This window comes from Streptomyces sp. NPDC032126 (assembly GCF_055580085.1).
The window spans coordinates 21,014-44,805 of the sequence record NZ_JBVIMA010000015.1; the positions used below are offsets into that span (position 1 = coordinate 21,014).

Sequence of the window (23,792 nt, forward strand, 5' to 3'; positions counted from 1 at the left end):
CGACCCGGTTCCTCCGGGGCCGGGCAGACGGTCACCCGCCGCCCGGCCAACCGGGCCGCCGGCCGCTCCCCCTGCGCCAGCACCACCGCATGTTCCTCGATGGGCTCGGCCCGGGGGTCCTTGACACGATGCAGGTGACACCGGACGACACGCCGCGCAGCAGGCGGGGCGCCGGCACAGATACCCGCCGACCACGGAATATCGCCGTGGCTTCGGTCCCCGTCATTCGAGAGGGGCTACGTCCCTCGTTGATCTGGGCCAGGGGACGACGCCGGGTGATGAGCTTGTCGAGTTGAGGGTCCCTTCTAGGTACTCGTAGGCACTCGCGCACCATGCGGCCCACTCGACCACCGGACACCGCAAGAAGGTGCTCACCACGCTGACCGGCGACCTGGACCTGGAGATCCCCAAGGTCCGGGCCCCCGAGTCACCGGCTCACGAACGAGCCTCGATCCACTTGGCCAGCACCTCGAGTGCCTCTTGGCCGTCCGGCGCCACAGGCCTGTCCAGGGAGCCGTGTGACGCACCGGTGAGCAGGTGGCGCTCACACCGCACGTCGGCGTCGGTCAGCTGGCGGGCGAAGAGTTCCGCCGACGGTCGCACCGTGTCGTTCTCGCAGTCCAGGAAGAACGTGGGGGGATGGCCGGGGAGCGGGTCTCCCAGCCCGGCGAACGCCGCCGGGTCGTTCATATGGTCCGGGCCGGCGTAGTGGTGGTTCTTCTCCACCAGCCATTGCGGTTCGAAGCATGTGCCGTCGGTGGCCTCCCGTATGGCGGCCAACTCTGCAGGGTCCCAGGCGGGGATTCCGCTGTGGAGGGAGGCGTAGGCCAGGATCAGTGTGCGCGGCGGCGGCTGATCGTGGTCGAGGAGATACCGGGTGGCGGAGGCGACCAGGTTGCCGCCGGCGCTCGCGCCACCGAGGTGGAGCGCGTCGGCCGTGGTGCCAAGGGCGTCGGTGCTGTTCTCGACGGCCCAGTGCCAGCCGGCCAGCACGTCGTCGCGGGGCACCGGGTAGCGCACACCGTGCAGGGCCTTCCGGTAGTCGAGGGCGAGCACCGGAATGCCCCTGGCGGCGAGGGCGAGGCCTACCCAGTGGGACTCGTGCATGTCGAGGCTGCCGCTGACGTAGGCGCCGCCGTGGACCCAGACCAGTGCCGACGTCGCCCGCTTGTCCGGGTGGCGGTACACCCGGGCCGGTACCCTCGCCGGGCCGAGGCTCAAGGGGCGGACCGTCACCGCCCCCAGCTCCGGAAAGAGTGCGACCAGGTCGATCGGGTTCTGCTGTTCCATGACGCGGTCTGCGGCTGGTCCCAGCCCTTCCAGGAAGGCCACGAACTCGCCGAAGGGCGGTAGCGCGGACTTTCCGCCCTGCGCCCCGCGTCGCAGGACCGACCCCAGCACCGGTGCGGGGAGCCTGCGCAGGACCTGTCCGACGAGCTTCATACGCAGCCGCCGTGAACGGCTGCTCGCGCCAACGGGTGTGGACACGCGTACTCCTTGAGGGTGGGCGGGTGAGGGACAGCCGAGCTGGTGCTCAGGACTCGGCGGCCGACAGGGAAGCGAACTTCTCCTCCAGATCCACCAGGAACTGCTCGCCGTTGGGCAGCATGCTCGCGACGGAACGCACCGTGGTCCCTGCGGGGGCGGAGGAGGCGCCGTCCTCGATGTAGGCCGCTGCTTCCGGGATGTACGCGATGAGCAGGTCCTTGAAGGCGCGCATCGCGTCCTCGCGGTCCAGCAGCTCGTCGACGGCCATGTCCACGGACAGCGGCACTCGCGCACTGTCATCCGTCGTGAAGGGCACCGTCCACGTGTGCCGTCCTGAGCCCACCTGAAGTTCCTCCTGGCCTGGCAGGAGCACGTTGGCGGTGGTGTTCGGCGGTACCAGGGCCTCGACGGTCAGCTCGCCTCCGGACAGGGACCAGGAAACGGCCGCCTCGCCGTACGGCGTGCGCAGCGCCGCCTCTGCGTGGGTGAGCCCGCCTCCTGGCACGGGCGCGATGCGCAGGCGCCGGTAGCCGGGTGCGGCGGGGGCGAGGCCGGCGACTGTGCGGTGCAGCCAGTCGGCGACGGCTCCGAGCGCGTAGTGGTTGAAGGAGGTCATGCCGCTCGGGTTGACGGTGCCGTCGGGCAGCATGCTGTCCCAGCGCTCCCAGATCGTGGTGGCGCCCATGGTGACCGGATAGAGCCAGGACGGGCATTCGCGCTGGAGCAGCAGCCGGTACGCGACGTCGACGTGTCCGGTGCTGGTCAGGGCGTCGCAGATCAGTGGGGTGCCGACGAAGCCGGTGGCGATCTTGTATCCGCCGCCCCGCACCAGCTGGGCGAGCCGGTTTCCGGCGTGGACGCGCTGGTCGGCTGTGGCGAGCAGGTCGAAGCAGAGGGCGAGGGCGTAGGCGGTGGGGGCGTCGGCCATCATGCGGCCGGCGCCGGTGACGTACTCCTGCTGGAACGCGGACCGGATCTCGGACGCCAGCGTCTGGTAGCGCTCGGCGTCGGCGGTCTTGCCGAGGATCTCGGCGGAGCGGGCGAGAAGGTCGGTGGAGCGGGCGAAGTAGGCCGTGGCCACGAGTTCGCCCGGGGTGGCCGCGGCGTCCGGGCGTCCGGCCGGGGCGGTCGGGTCGAGCCAGTCGCCGAACTGGAAGCCGGTGTCCCACAGTCGGGACTCGCCCGCGAGGCCGGCCACGTGGTCCACCCAGGCGCGCATCGAGTCGTACTGGGCCGCCAGGACCCCGGTGTCGCCGTAGCGTTCGTACAGCACCCACGGCACCATGACCGCCGCGTCGCCCCAGGCCGCGGTGGCGGAGTCGGCTCCGGGAACGACGTTGGGCACGACGAACGGGACGACGCCGTTCTCGCCCTGCTCTGCGGCGAGGTCCGCCAGCCAGGAGGTGAGGAAGCCGGCGCTGTCGTGGAGGTAGGAGGCGGTCGGCGAGAAGACCTGGATGTCGCCTGTCCAGCCGAGCCGTTCGTCGCGCTGGGGGCAGTCGGTGGGCAGGTCGAGGAAGTTGCCGCGCATGCCCCATACGACGTTCTCGTGCAGGCGGTCGACGAGGTCGTCGGAGCAGCTGAACGTGCCGGTGCGGGCGAGGTCGGAGTGCAGGACGACGGCCTTCACCGCGGTGGCGGCGTCGAAGTCGTCGGGCGCGCCGGTGATCTCGGCGTAGCGGAAGCCGTGGAAGGTGAAGCGGGGTTCGAAGACTTCGGTGCCCTCGCCGCGCAGGGTGTAGGTGTCGGTCGCGGCGGCGGTGCGCAGCGGGCGGGTGCACGGTTCGCCGTCTTCGAGGACCTCGGCGTGGCGCAGGACCAGGTTCCGGCCCGGCTCGCCGGTCACCGTCAGGCGCAGGCGTCCTACCAGGTTCTGGCCGAAGTCGAGGAGTGTCCTGCCGGAGGGCGTCGTGGTGACGGAGACCGGGGCGATCTCCTCGATACGGCGTACCGGTGGTCCGTCGGGGGCGACCAGTGTGGCGAGGTCACGCTCGACGGTGCGGACTCCGCGCCAGCCGGCGTCGTCATAACCGGGTTCCGACCAGCCGTGCCGTTCCAGCCGTGCGTCGAACGCCTCGCCGTCGTACAGGCTGGAGGAGACGACGGGGCCGGTTGCCGCCCGCCATGAGCCGTCGGTCACGATGCGCTCGGTGGTGCCGTCCTCGTAGACCACCTCCAACTGCGCGAGGAAGGCTAGGCGCTTGCCGTAGACGGCCCGGGTCTTGCCGTCGAAGCCGATACGGCCGCGGAACCAGCCGTCTGCGAGCGTCGCGCCGAGGGCGTTGCGGCCAGGGCGCAGCAGGCCGGTGACGTCGAAGGTGTGGTAACGCAGACGCTTGTCGTAGGCGGTCCACCCGGGTGCGAGGACGTGGTCGCCGACCCGGGTGCCGTTCAGTTCGGCCTCGTAGATGCCGAGCGCGGTGGCGTAGAGGCGGGCCGAACGCACGGGGCCGCGCAGGTCGAACTCGCGGCGCAGGAGCGGGGAGGGCTGGTCGAGCTGCGCGTCCTCCTCCCAGTCGGGAGTGATGAAGGACGCCGACCAGTCGTCGGGAGCGAGCAGGCCCGCCTCGACGGTCGCAGGCTCGCTCCAGGAGGACGTCTCACCGTCGGACCCGGTGACGCGGACACGGACGGTGGCCCGGTCGCGGGCCGTCAGCGGTGCGAAGGGCCATGGGACGAGGACGGAATCGTCGGATTCGATCCGCAGCACGGTCGGCTCCGATCCCCCTTGCCTGGTGAGCTCCACCTCGTAGGCCGCCTGATGCCAGTTCGCAGTGCCGGTGAGCGTGGTCCAGGACAGACGGGGGGTGGCGGTGCCCAGGCCGACGGGTTCACGCACATGCTCGAACCGGACCTCGGCAACGGTGACGGCGTGGGTGCGGGATGCCTGGATCACGAGGGTTCCCCATTTCCATGAATCGATTCAATCGAGAGCCACACCTTGGGCCGGCGGTCCGAAGGGGCTCGAAAAAGTCTGTGACGGAAACCCTAGCCATGAAACCCGAATGCTACTAGGTTTCCGCCGTGTGAACTTCCGACGTACCCGGATGACCCCGTTCACGTGCAGTAGGAAGCAGTCTTTCCCGTCGCTCCACCCTCGTCGGTGACCACCAGGTCACCACTGGTGAGGGTTGACGTTTCAGGCCATGGATCCCGTCATGGCCGCCACGGACATGAAAGGTTCCAACCCCTCGCGTCGGCATCCGACCTCGCCGCCGCAAGCCGCACGTTCCGGCTCCGTCCGAGTCCCCCACCGACATCGCCGCCGCGCCCCGCGCCTGCCCGTCGTGCTCGACAGCCACTCACCACCGCTCGACGCGCTCCGACCGCTCCGCATGAGCGGGCCGGTGCCGTCACCCTCCCGCAGTCCGCCGAGCCGCGCGGGCCGCCTTCTGATGAGAGGCCACACTGCCGTGTCTTCATCCACCACCCCCTCCGCGCCCCCGCCCACCGCAGCGGCGTCCTCGACCACCGCCGAGCCCGCAGGTCTTGGTGCACGTCTGGCACTGATCGCGGTGGCCCTGATGTGGCCGACCCAGCTGCTGTCACTGAGCGGCCTACTCGGAGGCAACGCCCAGGCATCCGTCGCCCTGCACTTCCACACGGCGGAGATCGGGTGGTTCCTCCTCGTCAACGCGCTGGTCGGCACGGTCATCCTGCCCTTCGTCGTGAAGGCGGCCGACCTGTACGGCAAGCGCAACACGATGATCGCCATCACCGTGCTCGGCCTGGTCGGCGACGTCATCGCCGCACTCGCCACCAACTACGAGACCCTGCTGATCGGCCGCGCCATCGCCGGCTTCTACGCGCCGATCGCGGCCCTGGCCTACGCCAGCGTCCGCGAGCTCTTCCCGCCCAAGCAGGTCGGCACCGCCAGCGGGTTCATGGGCAGCGGCATCGCGTTCGTGGCCCTGGGAGGCCCTTTCCTCACGGGGTGGCTGCTGGATTCCTTCGGCTTCCGCGGCGTGCTGTGGACTCTGGCCATCGCCACGGCCATCGGGCTGGTGCTCCTGCTCACCGTCGTGCCCGAGACACCCCACCGGGCGAGGGACACCAGGTTCAACTGGCTGTCCGGGCTGCTCCTGGGCGTCGGCGCGGCGTCGGTCATCTACGGCGTGGGCAAAGGCGGCGAGTGGGGCTGGACAGACGCCTGGACGCTGGGATTCATCCTCGGTGGCGTGCTGGCGGTGATCCTCTTCGTCACCATCGAGAAGAAGTCCGCCAACCCACTGTTCGACCTCACGATGATGTCCCGCCGCCCGGTGTGGAGCGTCATGGTCGCGACCTCCCTCATCGCCGGAACCATCTTCGGCACCGGCGTCATCACGCAGCTGCTGGTCCTCTTCCCCAAGATCCCCACGATCTCGGACGGCCTGGGCATGACCGCCACCCACTTCGCGGTCATCGGCATCCCCTCCAGCATCCTCATCCTCCTCGTCGGCTTCGGCACCGGCGCCCTGCTGCGCAAGCTCGACGCACGCATCCCGCTGGGCCTGGGCGCCGCGCTCACCTGCCTCGGCTTCGTGCTCTCGCACAGCTGGCACTACACGAGCTTCCAGCTGATCATCCTGGGGCCCATCTCCGCGTTCGCCATGGGCATGATCGTCGCGTCGATGCCCGTGCTCATCATCCAGACGGTCAATCCCGACGAGCAGGCCACCGCCAACGGCCTGCAGAACCTCATACAGGGCGTGACCACCACGGTGATCACGCAACTCGTCTACGTGGTCCTCGCCCAAGACAGCCGTGTCGTCCAAGGCACCCGCTTCTACCTGGACGCCGGCTACAAGAACGCCATGCTCCTCGGCGCCGCTCTCGCGGCGGTGGGGCTCCTGACCGTGGCTCTGATTCCCAAGCTCAAGCGCACCGAGGACGTGACCGCGGGCGAAGCCCTGAGCCACTCCTGACCGTGCTCTCCGGCTGGTCCGCCCTCGGCAGACGGCGGACCAGCCCCCCCACCATCGAAAGGCAACCCCCATGGCCCGTCGGCAGGCAGTTGACGAAGCGGATCTCACCCGGCGCCTCGACGCCATGTCCCTCAAAGAGAAGGTGACCCTGCTCACCGGCGGCGACGCCTGGACCCTGACACCGGTCGTCGCCGCCGGCCTCGCTTCCCTCGCCCTGTCCGACGGGCCCGTCGGCCCCCGCGGCACCACCTTCGGCGCCGACGCTCCCGCCGCACTGCTCTTCCCCAGCCCCACCTCGCTGGCCGCGGCCTGGGACGAGGACCTGGCCCACGAGGCCGGGCGGCTGATGGGACTGAAGGCCCGTGAGATGGGCATCCACGTCCTTCTCGCCCCCACCGTCAACCTCCACCGTTCACCCCTCGGCGGCCGCCACTTCGAGTGCTACTCCGAGGACCCTCACCTCACCGCACGCATCGCCACCGGCTTCGTCAAGGGGGTGCAGTCGACCGGTGTCGCCGCCACCGTCAAGCACTTCGTCGGCAACGACTCCGAGACCGAGCGCATGACATACGACGCCCGGATCGACCCGACGACGCTGCGCGAGACGTACTTGCCGCCCTTCGAGGCGACGGTGCGTGAAGCGGATGCCTGGGTGGTGATGGCGGCCTACAACTCGGTGGGCGGCACGACGATGACCGAGAACGCCGAGCTGCTCACCGGCCTGCTGAAGGAGGAATGGGGGTTCGACGGCGTCGTCGTCTCCGACTGGCAGGCCGCCCGGTCCCTGGAGGCCTCCGCCTTGGCCGGCCTCGACCTGGTGATGCCGGGACCGGACGGACCGTGGGGCGATGCGCTGGTCGCCGCCGTGGAGCAGGGCGGCGTGCCCGAGTCCGTGGTCGACGACAAGGTACGGCGGATCCTGCGGCTCGCGGCACGCACCGGCGCCCTTGACGGTGTCGACGCGCCGCCGGCGGAGGCCGTGCCCGGGGACATCCGCGCACGCATCCGCGACCTCGCCGTACGCGGGTCGGTCCTGCTGCGCAACGACGGCCTGCTGCCGCTGGCCCCTGCCGAGCTGCGCAAGGTCGCACTCATCGGACCCAACGCGGTCCGTTTCGCACCCCAAGGCGGCGGAAGCGCCCATGTCACGCCCGAGCATGTGGTGACACCCGCAGAAGGACTGCGCCGCGCGCTCGGTGAACACGTCGAGGTCACCGTCCACCCGGGCGTCTTCCCGCACGCCAAACTGCCTCCGATCCACGCCGGACTGGTCACTGACCCCGTGGACGGCGCGCCAGGCGTACGCCTGGAGTACCGCGCGGCGGACGGCAGCCTCATGTCCGACGAACACAAAGACCCCGCGGCCTGGTGGTTCCCCATCCTCCTTGGAGAGGACGTCGATGAACTGTGCCTGCGGACCCGGCTCACCCTGACGGAGTCCGGCGAGCACCGCCTGTCCGTCCTGGGAACCGGCCACTTCACCCTGCACGTGCCGGGCCAGGAGGCCCAGACCCACGAAGAGCTGCAGGAAGGCGACGACATCGCCGCACTCCTGCTCAACCCGCCGTCGCACACGTTCGTCTTCCCCGCGGTGCGGGGTGAGACCGACATCCTGGTGCGGGTGCGCCCGCAGCGCAACCTCCCCTACCCCATCGCCCTGCTGGGCCTCGGCTACGACGTCCCGCGTGGCAGCGACGAGGAAGAACTGCAGGCGGCAGCGGACGCCGCGGCGGACGCGGACGTCGTCGTTCTCATGATCGGAAGCGACGCCGACACCGAGACCGAGAACGCCGACCGCGCTTCCCTCACGTTGCGCGGCCTGCAGGACCAGCTCGTCGAACGAGTCTGCGCCGCGAACCCCCGAACCGCCGTGGTCGTCAACGCCGGCTCGCCTTTCCTGATGCCGTGGGCCGAACGACCGGCCGCGCTGCTGTGGTCGTGGTTCCCGGGCCAGGAGGGCGGCGACGCGATCGCGGACATCCTGACCGGTACCGAGCCGGGCGGGCGACTGCCCACGACCTTCCCCGCGGTCGAGGAGGACGTTCCGGTTCTGTCGACCCAGCCGGTCGACGGCGTCCTCGACTACGCGGAGGGAACACTGATCGGGCACCGCGCCTACGCGGCGTCCGGCACGGCACCGCTCTTCCCCTTCGGCCACGGGCTGTCGTACACGACCTGGCAGTACCAGGACTTCGTGGTCACCGGAGACCTGGAGCGCGGGCTCACCGTCCGCGTCCACGTCCGCAACACCGGTTCCAGGGCCGGCCGCGAGGTCGTCCAGGCGTATCTGGAACCGGCCGACGGCTCCGAACCGGCCCGCCTGGTCGGATTCGCCGCCATCGAGGCGGAGGCCGGCGCGGCCGCGGTCGCCACCATCCAGGTGCCCGCACAGGTTCTCGCACGCTGGACCGGGAGTGGTTGGGGCCACCGTTCTGGGCCGCACCTGCTCCGGATCGGACGCTCGGTCCTGGACACCCGGCTCAGTACCCACGTGGCACGATCAGCCTGAACGCCTGTGAGTCCCGGGTATGCCGAGCTGACGGACGGTGAAGTACGGTCGGGGCGTGAGCACACCACGCAAGCCCCGCGGCCCCTACCGCAAGGGCCTGGAACGCCGGAAGCAGATCCTGCGGGCCGCCCTGGAGGTCTTCAACGAGCACGGCGAACGCGGCTCGTCGCTCAAGGAGATCGCCGACCGCGTGGGCATGTCGCAGGCGGGTGTGCTGCACTACTTCGACTCCCGCGAGGAACTGCTCCTGGCCGTCCTGGCCGAACGGGACGCCCTGGACACCGAGTCGGTCGCCGACGCGACGTCCCCGGGCGAAGCCGTGGCCAGGACCGTGGCACACAATGCCCAGCAGCCGGGCCTGGTGGACCTGTTCGTCACCCTGTCCGCCGCCGCGTCGGACCCGGACCATCCGGCCCATGCGTTCTTCAAGCAGCGGTACGCGGACCTGAGTGCCCAGATCGAGGACGGTCTGGGCAGGGCCCAGCAGCAAGGGCAGGTCCGCCCGGACATCGCGCCGCGGCACATGGCGCGGATGCTGGTGGCCCTCTCGGACGGGCTCCAGCTGCAGTGGCTGCTGGATCCGAGCGTCGACATGGCGGAAACGATCGACGCGTTCAACCGGATGTGCCTGGCCTGGTCGGACGAGACCGATGGTCAGGCGCCTCAGGCCTCTTCCCGCGACCACGTCTGAGCTTCGACGCCACAACCCGCCGCAGTACCGCCTTCAAGCCGCCGCGCACCGCCACAGGGCCGCGCGGTCACTGGCGTGCGCCCTCGGCGGCCTCTCCGCGGTCCCGGCATTTCCGCAGCATCCAATACCTAGCTTCATTCGCTTTTTGCTTCTAGAGTCGGTCGTCGGCGCCCTTCTGTCTCCTCGCGCCTGACCCGCCACGTATTCGGCGCAGGTACCCGCCGCAGGCCGCGGCACGGGATACGCGCCTCTTCCGTCTCCTCGAAAACAACCACGATGCGTGCGCGCGCCGCACTCAGCGGCTCCGCCGCAAGACCAAGAGGTAGCCCTATGGAACGTCTGAACAGCCGCCGCATACTCGTCACAGGATCCGCTTCCGGCATCGGTCGTGCGACCACCCTTCGGCTCCTTTCCGAGGGAGCGCGCGTCGTCGCGACGGACATCGACAAGGACGGCCTGGCGGAGACGGCCTGGCTTGCCGCCGAGGCAGGAACCGGTGAGCGGCTCCGGACGGCCCTCCTCGACGTTTCCGACGAGAGCGCGGTGGACAGCGTCGTGGCGGACGCCGTCGCCGGATTCGGCGGCCTGGACGCCCTGGTCAACGTGGCCGGCATGCTGCGCGGAGCCCATACCCACGCCTGCTCCCTGGAACTGTGGAACCGCGTCATCGCGGTGAACCTCACCGGCACCTTCCTGGTGACCCGGGCCGCCCTGCCCGCACTCCTGGAGACGGGTCGGGGCGTGGTGGTCAACTTCAGCTCCACCTCGGCCCAGTTCGCCCACCCGTTCATGGCCGCGTACTCCGCGAGCAAGGGCGGGATCCTGTCCTTCACCCACAGCATCGCCCAGGAGTACGGCAAGCAGGGCCTGCGCGCGGTGAACATCAACCCGGGCAGCATCTCCAGCGGCATCACCGAGAACATCTTCTCGCTCGTCCCCGAGGACACCGACTGGAATCTCTTCACCAAGCTCACCCCCGCCCTCGGCGAGGGCTTCGGCTCACCCGACACCGTCGCCGGCGTCGTCGCGATGCTCATCTCCGACGACGGCGCCTTCATCACCGGCACCGAGATCCGCATCGACGGCGGGACCCACCAGTAGCACCTGCGTGGGGGCATCGCGCCCCGCGCGGACACTCCCCCACCGCACTCGCGCATGAATATGCCCGACCGGCCGGAGGCCGCCATGTCCCACCCCTCAGCCGTCCTCTCCGCCCGAGCAGTCGTGGCCGACGCACACCGCTCCTCACCTCTCCCGTAACGCCCAACCCGCCGTCGCTCCACGCGTCGGCATGCCGGTCCGCGTCTCTTGCACCCGGCAGCCGCCCAGAATTCCTGAGGGATACGACATGACTCACGCCCACACGGCCACCGAGCCGAGTCTCGACGACAAGACCGCGCTCCTTTCCGGCCGGGACTTCGGAAGCACCGAGGCCGCCGAGGCCTCCGGGATCCCCTCGCTGGTGCTCAGCGACGGCCCGCACGGAGTGCGGCGCCAGCGCGCGGACTCCGACCACATGGGAGTTCACCAGAGCGAGCCCGCCACCTGCTTCCCTCCCGCTGTGGCGCTGGCCTCCAGCTGGGACCCCGGCCTCCTGCGCCGACTCGGTGAAGCCCTCGGCCGCGAGGCCCGCCACCTCGATGTGGATGTTCTGCTCGGCCCCGGCGTGAACATCAAGCGCTCACCGCTGTGCGGCCGCAACTTCGAGTACTTCTCCGAGGACCCGCTGCTCAGCGGAGTCCTGGGGGCCGCCTACGTTGGGGGCGTGCAGAGCCAGGGCGTGGGCACGTCGGTCAAGCATTTCGCGGCCAACAACCAGGAGACCGACCGGATGCGGGTCAGCTCCGACGTGGACGAGCGCACCCTGCGCGAGATCTACTTCCCGGCGTTCGAACGCATCGTCACCCAGGCACGGCCGGCCACCGTGATGTGCTCCTACAACAGGGTCAACGGCGTCCACGCCGCCGAGAACCGCTGGCTGCTGACCCAGGTGCTGCGCGAGGAATGGGGCTTCGACGGCCTGGTCGTCTCCGACTGGGGTGCCGTCAGCGACCGCGTCGCCGCACTGCTCGCCGGCACGGACCTGGAGATGCCCGGCAACGGCGGCGTCACCGACGCGGAGGTCGCCGCGGCGGTGCGCGCGGGCGAACTGGACGAAAATGTCGTCGACACTGCCGTAGCCCGGTTGCGCACGCTCGCCGGACGCGTCCGGACCGAGGGCACCCCGGACGGAGTGGACCACGAGGCGCACCACCGCCTCGCCCGCGAGATCGCCGCCGACTGCCTTGTCCTGCTCAAGAACGAGGAGCGGACACTGCCGCTCGGCCCCACCGGCCGCATCGCCCTCATCGGCGAGTTCGCGCAGACCCTGCGCTACCAGGGCGGCGGCAGCTCCCACGTCAACGCCACCCGCGTCGACAGCCCGCTGGAACAGCTGCACGCCGCACTGCCCGATGCCCCCATCGACTTCGCCCAGGGATACGACCCCACCGGCCAGGCCGACGCGGCTCACCTGCGTGCGCAGGCCGTCGCGCGTGCGGCGCAGGCCGACACCGCCGTGCTCGTCGTCGGCCTGCCCGAGGCCGACGAGTCCGAGGGCTTCGACCGCGAGCACATCGACCTGCCGCTCGATCAGGTCGAGCTGATCCAGGAGGTGGCCCGCGCGGCCCGCCGCACAGTCGTCGTGCTCCTCAACGGCGGTGTGGTGAGCCTGGAGGGCTGGCACGACCAGGTGGATGCCGTGGTGGAGGCGTGGCTGCCCGGCCAAGCCGGCGGGGGCGCGATCGCCGACGTGCTCGCGGGCAGGGTCAACCCCTCCGGCCGTCTCGCCGAGACCATCCCGTTCCGGCTCCAGGACACACCGTCCTTCCTCAACTTCCCCGGCGAGCAGGGACACGTCCGTTACGGCGAGGGCGTGATGGTCGGCTACCGCTACTACGAGAGCGCGGACGTCCGGTTCCGTTATCCGTTCGGCCACGGCCTGAGCTACACGACCTTCGAGCAGAGCGACTTCCGCGTCACCGCCACAGGTCCGGACACGGCGACGGCCACCGTCACGGTCACCAACACCGGCGACCGGTCCGGCAAGCACGTGGTCCAGGTCTATGTCGCCGCCCCCAAGCGACCGGTCAGCAGCCCGGCCCGGGAACTGCGCGGCTTCGCCAAGGTGTCCCTCGCGCCCGGCGAGAGCACGGTCGTCGAGATCGACCTGGACCGCCGCGCGTTCGCCTACTGGGACATCACCCGCGCCGACTGGACCGTGGCCGCGGGCCGGTACGAGGTGCAACTCGGCGAGAACGCCCACACCGTCGTCGCCTCCGCGCCCCTGGACCTCGCAGGCGACCTGCTGGCGAAGCCGCTCACGCTGGACTCCACCGTCGGCGAGTGGTTCGGCCACGCGTCCGTCGGCCCCGCCCTCACCGAGGCCGTCGAGTCGGGATTGACCGGGGAGCAGGCCGCCTTCGCAGCGGAGAACGCGTTCGCGATGCGCATGGTCGAGTCCATGCCCATGCGTCAGTTCCTCGCGTTCTTGCCGAATCCACTGCCCGAGGGCCTCCTGGAACAGCTGATGCAGACGAGCCGCACCCTTGCATGACGGAGTGAGCGGACGGGCCAGTCGGCGGCCAGGGCCGGGAAAGCCATGACCCTCGTGGCCGTGCAGCAGCGGACCTGAACGCACCGGCCGTGACCGGGGCGACGCCTCCGCAGGATCGCAATCGAAAGCCCAAGGCCGGCCCTTCCCCTGCCTTGGGCGGCGGCCGGAGACCGGCTCACCCTCGGGAGGCAGGACGACCGGGTCCGAGCCGCATGACCGTGTCGGCTCATTCGGGCAGCTCGCGCGACGTGACTCGCAAGGAGCCTTGGCGAAGCGAGACGTACCGTCGCGGTCGTCAACACCCAGCCCACCCAGGTAACGCCAACTCCCCAGAGCTGCGGACTGTCACCCGTGTCGATGCCTTTGAGATCCGAGCAGCCCTCACAGCGTTGAAAGGTTCATCGTGAATCAGCCCACCCGCCCGCGCGTCGAACACCTTGACGATGACGTCCAGGGCATCCGCCACCGTGCGCCGAGGTTGTCGTGGTGGCTGCCGGCCGGCGCCAGCTCCCAGGTGGCGTACCGCATCCACACCGATGTCTGGGATTCCGGGCGGGTGGAGAGCGACCAGAGCGTGCTGGTGCCGTACAGCGGGCCCGCGATCCCTGACGGGCGGCGGGTGACCTGGCAGGTCAAGGTGTGGACCGATCTCGGCGAGAGCAACTGGTCCGAGCCCGCGCGCTGGGAGACGGCACTCGGACAGGACAGCTGGCAGGCATCGTGGATCGAGCCGTCCGAAGCCACGGTGGCGGAGCCGGGTGACCGCCCCGCTTATCTGCTGCGGCGCGAGTTCACGCTCCCCGGCGCACCCGAGCACGCTCGGGTGCGCGTTACTGCCCATGGCATCTACGAGCTGTTCGTCAACGGTGTCCGAGTCGGCGAGGACGAGCTGACCCCCGGCTTCACCGCCTACCGAACGCACCTCCAGGTGCAGAGCCATGACGTCACCGAACTGCTGCGGCAGGGCCCCAACGTCATCGGCGCGGTCCTGTCGGACGGCTGGTTCCGGGGACGCTTCGGGTTCCACCGGGTGGCCGACGGGTACGGCACCCGCACCGCACTGCTCGCGCAGCTGGACATCCACGTCGCCGGCGGCGGAACGGTGACGGTCGGTACGGACGCCGACTGGCGCAGCACCGTGGGCGAGATCGTCGCCGCTGACCTCATGGACGGGCAGCGTGTCGATTTCCGGCGAGCGATCCCGGGCTGGGCCGAACCGGGTCTCGACGATGCGGCCTGGTCGAAGGCCATCGTCCGTGACGACGGCCTTTACGCGGACTTCGGGCGCCTCACGACCGGCCCCGCTCCCCCGGTGCGCCGCGTCGAGACGCTGGCTCCCGTGGCCGTCACGTCGCCACGGCCCGGCGTCCAAGTGGTGGACTTCGGCCAGAACATCAACGGCTGGGTGCGCCTGAGCGAACTCGGCCCCCGGGGCACGAAGGTCACCCTGACCCACGGTGAGGCGCTCGGGCCGGACGGCGACGTGACGATGGATCACCTCGCCGTGGCGGACGAGACCCAGGGCGTCACTCTCGATCCGGGCCAGCGGGACGAGGTGATCTCCGCGGGGCGGCCCGGGGACGTGTTCGAGCCCCGGCACACGACACACGGATTCCGTTATGTGCGCGTGGAAGGCCTGCCGGTCAGCCTGTCCAAAGACACCGTCTCCGCAGCGGTCGTGCACACCAACCTCCGGCGCACAGGCTGGTTCCGTTGCAGCGACGAGCGCATCAACAGGCTGCACGAGGCCGCTGTGTGGAGCTTCCGTGACAACGCCTGCGACGTGCCGACCGACTGCCCGCAACGGGAGCGTGCCGGCTTCACCGGCGACTGGCAGATCTTCGTCCCGACGGCGGCGTTCCTCTACGACGTCGCGGGTTTCTCGGCCAAATGGCTCCGCGACCTCGCCGCGGACCAGTGGCCGGACGGACGCCTGCCGAACTGGGCACCCGAGCCCGGCCACGCACGTCGTTCGGAAGACATGTATGCATACATCTCCGGCTCGGCGGGGTGGGGCGACGCGGCGGTGATCGTCCCGTGGGAGATTTATCTGGCCTACGGCGACCAGCGCGTACTGGCCGACCAGTACGCATCAATGGTTCGCTGGGTCGGGTACGGCGCCAAGATCGCGCGTGAGCAGCGCTTCCACGAACGTGCTGCGATACGGCCGGTGGCCGCGCCGCACGAGGCCTATCTGTGGGACAGCGGATTCCACTGGGGCGAGTGGCTCGAACCCCTGCAGGCCGACGACACACCGTTCTACCTGCAGGACCACGGTCCGGTCGCCACGGCGTACCTGTACTGGTCGGCCCACCTGCTGAGCCGCGTCGCGACGGTGCTCGGCAAGGACGACGGGGCCGCCGAGTACGGCGAACTCGCCGCCCGCGTACGGGAGGCGTGGCGCGCCGAGTTCATCCGGGCCGACGGGTCACTGACCGTCGATACACAGGCCAATCACGTGCGCGCCCTCGCCTTCGGGCTGGTGCCGGAGGAACTCCGCGCCCAGACCGCACAGCGCCTCGTGGAGCTCATCCGAGCCGCGGACACACACCTCGGAACCGGCTTCCTCGCGACGCCGTACCTGCTGCCGGTGCTCGCCGACACCGGTCACCTGGACGTTGCCTACGAATTGCTGCTCCAGGACACACGCCCGTCGTGGCTCGCAATGGTCGACCAGGGCGCAACCACCATCTGGGAGGACTGGAACGGCGTCGATGACGACGGCACCCCGCACGCGTCGCTCAACCACTACAGCAAGGGCGCCGTCGTCTCCTTCCTCCACCGCCATGTCGCCGGCGTCCGGCCGCGTCAGGACTCACCGGCCTACCGGCACTTCGACGTCCGGCCCGAACCGGGGGGCGGCCTCGTATCAGCGGAGGCCGAGTTCGACTCCCCGTACGGTCGCATCGCCTCACATTGGCGCATCTCGAACGGTCGCTTCCACCTGACCGTCACGGTTCCACCGGGCACCACGGCGACAGTGACCATGCCGGACGGACGGGTGCTCGACGTCGGCCCCGGCGAGCACCACGAGACCTGCCCGACATCCTGAGATCACCGACCCAGAGGACCAGAGCGATGCCCAGCAAGGCCTTCAGCCTCATGACAGACATCATCAAGGCGGGTCAGACGGACGCGGCCGCGAAACCGGCCGACCTGGCCGCCGACCGGCGACAGCAGGCCGACATCGCCGCGATGTACCGACCCGTCCCCGGAGTCCTCGACGAACCCCTGGCGGACCTGCGGGACGGGTCGTACCTGATGACCCCCGACCAGCATCGCGAAGATCTGGTGATCCTCTACATCCACGGCGGGGGGTTCCGGACCGGGCTGGCGGCGATGGCACGACCGCTCGCCGCCCATCTGGCCCTGGGCACACAGGCGCGTGTGGTGCTCCCCGAGTACCGGCTCGCTCCTGAGGACCCCTACCCCGCAGCTCTGGAGACTGTGTCGCCGCGTTCGAGTACGCCGCGACCCTCGCCCCGCGCGTGGTGGTCGCCGGGGAGTCCGCAGGCGCGAATCTCGCTGCCGCGGTGCTGCTGCACGCGAAGGCCCAGCAGGACACGCGGGCCCTGGCCGGCGTGCTCTACTCCGGCGTCTTCGACCTGCGTATCGAGCGCTACAGCTCCGGAAGCTGGGTCGAACGCCGCGACACCGACCTCATCCTGGCAGGCGCGGACAGCGCGATGACCACTGACTACGTTGGTGACCACCGCGCGGACGCGCCCCTCATCTCGCCCCTCCTCGCCGACCTGCACGGACTACCGCCACTGTTCGTCCAGGTGTCGAGCACCGAGATGCTGCTGGACGACTCACTCGAGCTGGTGACGAGAGCGGGACGGGCGGGAGTGCACGTGGAGTTGGAGGTATGGCCGGAGATGACCCATGCCTGGCAGATCGCCGCAGGCTTCCTCCCCGAGGCAACCGAAGCCACCGCCCGCACGGCTGCTTTCATCAACCGCGTGGCCGAAGGCCGGGTCGTCGACGGGGCCGCCCTGCTCGGCGCTCCCGCGGCTCTCGACGAGGCCTGACAGCCTGGCTACTGTCGGAGGGCCCGCTGGCCCGACATCCGATGAGCAGCTCGTGGCCCCGTCGACGACCCGGCCTTCGGTCTCCGAAAGCCAGTAGGTTTTCGACTGGCTACGCATCGCCTCCCCCGGTGCCCACCGCGACCCGGGCGGCATCTGTCTGCCGTGGCGGCGCGCCGGGCGCCGAGGCCGGGTGAGTCGTCCGGCGGGCCAGCCTCTCCCCCTCGATGTCCACGTCCGGCAGGGCCCGCTGCAGGAGGCGCGGCAGCCACCAGGCTCTGCCGCCGAGGATCGCCATCACCGCCGGCACAAGCGTCATACGGACCACGAAAGCGTCCAGGAGCACACCGATCCCGAGGGCGAATCCCATGCCCTTGATGACCTGCATGTCGGCGAAGACGAAGGACCCGAAGACGGCGATCATGATCAGGGCGGCCGCGGTGACGACCTTCGAACCGTGGGCGAACCCCCGGATCATGGCCTCGGCGGGCGGCCGGCCGTGGGCGTGCTCCTCACGCATCCGGGAGACGAGGAAGACCTCGTAGTCCATCGCCAGGCCGAAGAGGATGCCGACGAGCAGCATCGGCAGGAAACTCAGCACCGGGCCGGTGTCCTTGATACCGAGGAGCCCGGAGAGCCATCCCCACTGAAAGACGGCGACCAGTGCGCCGAGCGAAGCCCCCAGCGAGAGCAGGAAGCCGACGGCGGCCTTCACCGGTACGGCGATCGCGCGGAAGACGATAACCAGCAGCAGTAGCGCCAGGCCCATGACCAGCAGGCAGTAGACGGGCAGGGCCGCCGAGAGCTTGTCCGCCACGTCGATGTTGACGGCGGTCGTGCCGGTGACCGCGATGTCCGTGTCCGTGCGTTCCTCGACAGCGTCGCGCGCGTGCCGGATTTCGGCGAGAACCCCCTTGGTGGCCTCCGTCTCCGGCCCGCTCGACGGCGTGACGCTGATCAGGGCGGCGTCGCCGGATGCCGCGGTCACCACCGGGGACACGGCGCGGACGCCGGGCAGGCCCCGGACCGTCGAGGAGAATTCCTCGGCAGTGGCGGCCACGGTCTTGGTGGCGCCCTGGACCAGAACAACCAGGGTGGCGCTGTAGCCGGGACCGAAGCCGTCGTCGACGAGTCGCTGCGCGCGCGCCGCGGAGGTGTCGGGGTCCTGGGTACCGCCGAGGCCGAGCTGCAGGTCGGCCGCCGGGACGGCAAGGATTCCCAGGCCCAGAAGGGACACGACGAGCACGGTCCAGCGGCGCCGTGACACGAGGGTCGCCCAACGCCGCCCCGCGCCCTTTCGGTCGGTACGGCGACCGGCACGCTCCGTGGAGCGGCGTAGCACCGGGACGATGCTGGTGGCGATACGGGCACCCATCAGACCGAGCACTGCTGGGAGAAGGGTGACAGCGACCAGCACGGAGACCACCACCGTCGCGGCGGCTCCCAGCCCCATAACGGTGAGGAACGGAATGTTCACCACGGACAGCGCGGCCAGCGCGATCACGACCGTGGCGCCGGCGAACACCACCGCGCCGCCGGCCGTGCCGTTCGCGAGGCCGGCCGACTCCTCGGGGTCCATGCCCTCCCTGACCTGGGTCTGGTGGCGGGAGACGATGAACAGGGCGTAGTCGATGCCGACCGCGAGGCCGAGCATCACGGCGAGGATGACCGAGGTGCTGTCCATCGTGACAACGCTGGTCAAGGACAGCAGGGCAAGGACGCCTACGGCGACCCCGACCAGCGCGGTGGCCACCGGGATGACGGCGGCGCGCAGGGATCGGAAGACGAAGACCAGCACGCCCAGGGCGATCAGCACGCCGACCGCTTCCCCGGGCCCCAGCACCTCGACCTTGACCTGGGAGAACGCGTCACCGCCGAGTTCCACGGTCAGCCCCGCCCGACGCGCGTCGGCGGCGGCCTCCTCGACGGCCGCCTTCGTGGTCGCCGGCAGCGTTGCGCCCTTCTTGGTGGAGAAGACCAGCTCGGCGATGCCCGTCCTGCCGTCGGCGGACACGGTTCCGGCCTTCGCCGACGGAGCGGCGGCCGACGTCACGCCTCGTACGTCAGCGACCGCTTCGACGCTTCGGCGAACGGCCGCTCCAGCTTCTCCGGCGCTCACTGTCGCCCCGCTCCGCGCCCGGAAGACGATCTTCCCGGTGATGTGGGCGTCGTCGGTGGGAAATTCGTCTCGCACGACGTCGAGAGTGCGCTGGGCCTCGGTGCCCGGAATGGTCGTGGCCGAGGCGAACGGCTTCATCAGCCCCAGCGCGGCAACGACCGCCACCAGCGACAGCACGGACCAAACGCCGATGACGGACCATTTGCGCCGGTAGGCGAAACGGCCCAGACGGTACAAGAGCGTGGACACGCGAAAACTCCCGGATACCTAGCGAGGACAGGCGACACCTGCGTGATCCACGCTAGGAACACCGTGCGGCCCTTCCCGCCGAAAGAGCCTCCGGCGGCCGCTCTTCACACACAACTCCCATGGAACACGTCCACGTGGCCGCGCAATGATCGAATGGAGTCGCCGAGAAGCAGCGAACAGAAGAGGGTCCGCATGTCCGATCAGCCCGCCAGGACCGACGCCACGGCACCGAAGCCGCTCGGTCGACTGCTGGTGGTCGACGACGAAGCGGCGATCCTCGACACGGTCGGCCGCTTTCTGCGATTCATCGGATACGAGGTGCGTGCGGCCACCACGGCCAAGGACGCCCTGATCGCGGCGCGCGAGTTCCTTCCTGAACTCATCCTGCTGGACGTGATGCTCCCGGACGGCGATGGTTTCGAGGTGATGCGCAGGCTGCGCTCGGACGGCCTGCCGCACGCCGTCGTCTTCCTGACCGCGCGCGACACCCGCAAGGACCTGGTCCGCGGCCTGAGCGAGGGCGGCGACGACTACATCACCAAGCCCTTCGGTCTCGACGAGGTCGCCGCCCGCGTCGGAGCCGTCCTGCGCCGGACCCGCCGCCACGAGCGCCCGGACCCCGTCCTGCGCGTCTGCGACCTCGAACTCGACCCCGACACCCACACCGTCCGCCGCGCCGGAAGCCCGGTGGACCTCTCCCCTACCGAGTTCCGCCTCCTGCGTTACCTCATGCTGCACAGCGGCCGGGTCGTGCCGCGCGCCCAGCTGCTGGAGCACGTCTGGTCGTACGACTTCAACGGCGACGACACCGTGGTGGCCACGTACATCAGTTATCTGCGCCGCAAGCTGGACGCCCTGGGCCCGCCACTCATCCACACCCAGCGTGGCGTCGGCTACAGGATCGGGGAGCCCCGATGCTGAGCCGGACCACCCGCCGCCCCCTGCGCACACGGCTCAGCGTGCTGGTCACCGCCCTGTGCGCCTGCGCGATGGCGGCAACCGCACTCACGTGGATCCTCAGCGGGGATCCGGCCGTCATCGTGATCGTCGAGCTGGCCGGCTTGGCCGGAGTGGCACTGGTCAGCACCGCGGTGGTCCGACGGGAACTGCGCCCTCTGGAACAGGCTGCGGACACCGCCGATGCCATCGCCACGGGCGACTTCGACCGACGGATCGTCGCGGCCGACGGCGCCCCGACCACCGAGGTCGGCCGCCTCACCGACGCGCTGAACCGGATGCTCGGGCAGATCCAGGCCTCCCTCGCGGCCCGCGAGCAGTCCGAGGACCGCATGCGCCAGTTCGTGGCGGATGCCTCGCACGAACTGCGCACCCCGCTCCAGTCGCTGCGCGGGTACGCCGAGCTCTACCACCAGGGCGCGCTCCCGGACACGGCAGCGGTCGACGACGCCGTCGCCCGCATGCTCTCCGAAATCCACCGCATGACACGACTGGTCGAATCACTGCTGATGCTGGCCCGCTTCGACGAGCAGGACCACGCCGAACTCGAACCGGTCGACCTCTCGCGCGTCGTGGCCGACTCCTGCCGCGACGCCACCGCCGTCGAACCGGCACGCCCGCTGCACTCACACATCGAGCCCGGCGTGACCGTCCTGGGCGACGAGGCACAGCTGCGCGGCCTGCTCGGCAACCTTCTCGGCAACGTCCGCATGCACACCGGCCCAGGCACCCCCTGCCGCGTCGATCTGGTGAGGGCCGGGAGCGATGTGCTCCTGCGCGTCCAGGACGAGGGACCCGGCATTCCCGACCACGCGGTGGCCCACGTTTTCGACCGCTTCTACCGTGCTGACAGGGGGCGAAGCCGCGCGAGCGGAGGCAGCGGGCTCGGACTGTCCATCGTCGCCGCCATCGCGGAACTGCACAGCGGCCGAGTACGACTGGACAGCGCGCCCGGCCGCGGCACCCGCGTCGAGGTGGTCCTCCCCCGAAGGGCAGCTTGAGGTTCCCCGAACGGACGTGAGGGACTGGGCGGAGCACCTCGTCTCCAACGGCCTGCCATGCTGTAGCGATCTCTGAAGCACCTGGCCGCGAGAGCAGGACGGACTCCCACGCGGACATGGTCGGACGGCGGGCAGGGTGATGGCTCACTGGAAGGAGCGCTCGCCGAGTTCGGTCCATTCGGCGACGCTGCGGTCGGCGGGCTCACGGAACCAGTACATGGCGGTGCAGTAGGGCTCCACGTACCTCTCGTCGGCGGTGTGCGTCACCTCGGCGCGGTCCGGTGTCCGCGCCGCGCCCAGCGCTCCCCCACTCGGCACCCGGCAGCGCCAGATTCCTCGGCCGCTGGTCCAGTTGGTGCCATTCGTTGTACTCACAGTAGCGGGAGGGGCCGGTGAGGCGTACGAAGGAGATGAAGGCGAACGGTGAGAGCACGGCGGTCACTTCGCTTTCGGGTACGCGTCCGCGATGTGGCGTACGGCGAGGTGCCCGAAGACCATCGCCGAGGCGATGGGGGCGCCGGGTAGTACGGGCCCGCGACGGACGCCATGGTGTTGCCTGCCGCGTACAGGCCCCGGTTCACCGAGCCGTCCTCGCGCAGCACCCGGGCTTCGGGATCGGTGCGCAGCCCGCCCGCCTGCAGCTGAGCCCAGGTGGCCGGGGCCAGCAGTCTCCGCTTCACATACAGTGCGGCGCCCTCGAAGCGATCCACCCGGTCCACCGCGTAGTCGGCGTCCTCCGCCATCGGATCCGGCTTCAAGGTGGCCACGGACAGCACCGCACGTGATGAGCCGGTTTCCAGGCGCAGAGACCGGATCGCGTCTCTGACGTACGCCGGGACAACCGGCGCTGGCCGTCGCCGACTTGGCGCGCCGCCCAGTCCGCTCCGGCATGCATCGCCGCCTCGTCGAACCGCAGCCCTGCGGCGAACATCAGCATCTGCAGGTGCGTCACGTCCCGTGCGAGATCAAAACGCAGCTCCTTCAACAGGTCCAGCAGCCTCTCCCCACTCAGCCCAGCGCCGTCGGCCCAACGCGCGCGTGCCTGCCCCTTCTTCGATCTCGGGGGCAGCTGTGCCGCCTTCGGCACGAGCAGTTGGGTGCGGGAATCGCGCAGCGAGATCAGCGGATCCTCGGCGTCTGGGGGCCGCTTGCTCAGCAACGCGAGATCGACCGGCGTGCCGTCCTCGGTGAGCCGCTGCCAGGCCTGCGCCGGCTTCCGCGCGCGACATCAAACGGAGAGCGCGGGGATCACCTCGGCGGCGATGCGCTCCGCGAGCGGCGCGGGGTCGCCGAGCGGGGTGAACAGGACGAGGTCCGCGCCGGCGTCGATCACCTTGCGGACGCCCGCCACGCACTCGTCCAGGGTCCCGGCGACCGCGGCCGCCTCGATACTGGCGATCCGGCGACCGTAGACACGGGCCAGTCCGGCGTTGGTCCGCTCCCGTGCCCGATCGGCGTTCTCGTCGATGTCGATGTAGACCCGCTTGGCGACCGGGAAGTCTGTCCTGCCCGCCTTGGCCGCCTCCTCGGCGACGAACGCGACCTGCTCACGGAACGCGGCCGTGGTGGACGATCCGGCGCCGAAGAACCCGTCCCCCAGCCGCACCGCGCGCCGCAGCGCCGACTCGCTCGAGCCACCGAACCACAGCGGCGGATGCGGCTTCTGGAGCGGCTTGGGCTCCATCGCGGCGTCCTCGAGCTGCCAGAACTCGCCGTCGAAGGTGACGCTCGGCCGTGTCCACAGCGCCTTGACGAGGTCGATGCCCTCGGTGAACCGTGCCAGGTACCGGGCCTTGTCCATGCCGAACGCGGCGAACGGCCGGTTCGGGCCACCGGAGCCCACCCCCACCTCCAGTCGGCCTCCGCTCATCTGGTCGATGGTCGCCAGCGCCTTCGCGAAGTGGACGGGCTGGTGGAGTGTGCTCACGAAGACGGTCGTCCCCAGCCGCAGCCGGGTGGTGCACGCGGCGGCGTACGTCATCGCCTCCATCGGCGACAGGATCGCCCCGGTGCCGAGTGGTGACTCCTGTGCCCAGACGCTGTGGTACCCGAGGTCCTCGGCCCGCGCGAGGTACGCGCGGAAGGCGCCCGGATCGAACTCGCCGTCCAGGTAGAACTGGGGGATGGAGATGGCAAAGCGCATGCCTCCAACGTATCGATGAACTGTGGCGGATGCAGCCTGGTCCGGGAGGTGCGCGGACAGGGCCCTGCGGTCGGCGGTGACGCGGGGCCCTGTCTGGATGGGGCT

15 protein-coding genes and 1 pseudogene are annotated in these 23,792 nt (G+C 70.2%); 9 read left to right on the top strand and 7 right to left on the bottom strand.

Features of this window, described 5'->3' with window-relative positions; genetic code table 11:
• Positions 1 to 435: 435 nt before the first annotated feature.
• Positions 436 to 1,488 (bottom strand): alpha/beta hydrolase, encoded by a 1,053-nt coding sequence (locus ACZ5NW_RS36005; RefSeq protein ID WP_468748251.1) that lies wholly within the window; start codon positions 1,486 to 1,488, stop codon positions 436 to 438.
• A 46-nt stretch (positions 1,489 to 1,534) separates the two neighbouring features.
• Positions 1,535 to 4,384, bottom strand: coding sequence for a glycoside hydrolase family 78 protein (locus tag ACZ5NW_RS36010; RefSeq protein ID WP_468748252.1), 2,850 nt, complete (start codon positions 4,382 to 4,384; stop codon positions 1,535 to 1,537).
• Positions 4,385 to 4,901: 517 nt separating this feature from the next.
• Between ACZ5NW_RS36010 and ACZ5NW_RS36015 the strand changes: the two genes are divergently transcribed.
• The 7 genes and pseudogenes from ACZ5NW_RS36015 (at position 4,902) to ACZ5NW_RS36045 (ending at position 17,221) form a co-directional block, all read left to right on the top strand.
• On the top strand, positions 4,902 to 6,395 hold the full coding sequence (locus ACZ5NW_RS36015; protein ID WP_468748253.1) for an MFS transporter: 1,494 nt from the start codon (positions 4,902 to 4,904) through the stop codon (positions 6,393 to 6,395).
• A gap of 70 nt (positions 6,396 to 6,465) precedes the next feature.
• A complete protein-coding gene (locus ACZ5NW_RS36020; protein ID WP_468748254.1) occupies positions 6,466 to 8,904 on the top strand; it encodes a glycoside hydrolase family 3 protein in 2,439 nt (812 codons plus the stop codon).
• Positions 8,905 to 8,959: 55 nt separating this feature from the next.
• Positions 8,960 to 9,595, top strand: a complete 636-nt coding sequence (locus tag ACZ5NW_RS36025; protein ID WP_468748255.1) for a TetR/AcrR family transcriptional regulator — start codon at positions 8,960 to 8,962, stop codon at positions 9,593 to 9,595.
• A gap of 330 nt (positions 9,596 to 9,925) precedes the next feature.
• Positions 9,926 to 10,696, top strand: a complete 771-nt coding sequence (locus tag ACZ5NW_RS36030; RefSeq protein ID WP_468748256.1) for an SDR family NAD(P)-dependent oxidoreductase — start codon at positions 9,926 to 9,928, stop codon at positions 10,694 to 10,696.
• Positions 10,697 to 10,943: 247 nt separating this feature from the next.
• On the top strand, positions 10,944 to 13,190 hold the full coding sequence (locus ACZ5NW_RS36035) for a glycoside hydrolase family 3 C-terminal domain-containing protein (RefSeq protein WP_468748257.1): 2,247 nt from the start codon (positions 10,944 to 10,946) through the stop codon (positions 13,188 to 13,190).
• Between the two features lie 403 nt (positions 13,191 to 13,593).
• The gene (locus ACZ5NW_RS36040) at positions 13,594 to 16,242 is read left to right on the top strand and encodes a family 78 glycoside hydrolase catalytic domain (RefSeq protein WP_468748258.1); all 2,649 of its coding nucleotides are present in this window, start codon (positions 13,594 to 13,596) and stop codon (positions 16,240 to 16,242) included.
• 287 nt (positions 16,243 to 16,529) lie between these two features.
• A pseudogene (locus ACZ5NW_RS36045) lies at positions 16,530 to 17,221 on the top strand (alpha/beta hydrolase fold domain-containing protein).
• A 109-nt stretch (positions 17,222 to 17,330) separates the two neighbouring features.
• Here ACZ5NW_RS36045 and ACZ5NW_RS36050 read toward each other — a convergent pair.
• Complete coding sequence (locus tag ACZ5NW_RS36050) at positions 17,331 to 19,586, bottom strand: MMPL family transporter (protein WP_468748259.1); 2,256 nt, start codon at positions 19,584 to 19,586, stop codon at positions 17,331 to 17,333.
• Positions 19,587 to 19,778: 192 nt separating this feature from the next.
• On the opposite strand from ACZ5NW_RS36050, the gene ACZ5NW_RS36055 reads away from it, so the two are divergent.
• Positions 19,779 to 20,507, top strand: coding sequence for a response regulator transcription factor (locus tag ACZ5NW_RS36055; RefSeq protein ID WP_468748260.1), 729 nt, complete (start codon positions 19,779 to 19,781; stop codon positions 20,505 to 20,507).
• Positions 20,501 to 21,544 carry a sensor histidine kinase gene (locus ACZ5NW_RS36060; protein WP_468748261.1) on the top strand — a complete coding sequence of 348 codons (1,044 nt, stop codon included), beginning with the start codon at positions 20,501 to 20,503 and terminating at the stop codon, positions 21,542 to 21,544. The genes ACZ5NW_RS36055 and ACZ5NW_RS36060 overlap by 7 nt, the downstream gene beginning before the upstream one ends.
• Positions 21,545 to 21,688: 144 nt before the next feature.
• Here the strand turns inward: ACZ5NW_RS36060 and ACZ5NW_RS36065 are convergent, their stop codons facing one another.
• The 4 genes from ACZ5NW_RS36065 to ACZ5NW_RS36080 form a co-directional block, all read right to left on the bottom strand.
• The gene (locus ACZ5NW_RS36065) at positions 21,689 to 21,862 is read right to left on the bottom strand and encodes a hypothetical protein (RefSeq protein WP_468748262.1); all 174 of its coding nucleotides are present in this window, start codon (positions 21,860 to 21,862) and stop codon (positions 21,689 to 21,691) included.
• Positions 21,863 to 21,915: 53 nt separating this feature from the next.
• Entirely contained in the window at positions 21,916 to 22,287 is a 372-nt protein-coding gene (locus ACZ5NW_RS36070; protein WP_468748295.1) for an FAD-binding protein, read from the bottom strand.
• A gap of 11 nt (positions 22,288 to 22,298) precedes the next feature.
• Complete coding sequence (locus ACZ5NW_RS36075) at positions 22,299 to 22,703, bottom strand: hypothetical protein (protein WP_468748263.1); 405 nt, start codon at positions 22,701 to 22,703, stop codon at positions 22,299 to 22,301.
• Positions 22,704 to 22,772: 69 nt separating this feature from the next.
• Positions 22,773 to 23,687, bottom strand: a complete 915-nt coding sequence (locus ACZ5NW_RS36080) for an LLM class flavin-dependent oxidoreductase (protein ID WP_468748264.1) — start codon at positions 23,685 to 23,687, stop codon at positions 22,773 to 22,775.
• Positions 23,688 to 23,792: the final 105 nt, after the last annotated feature.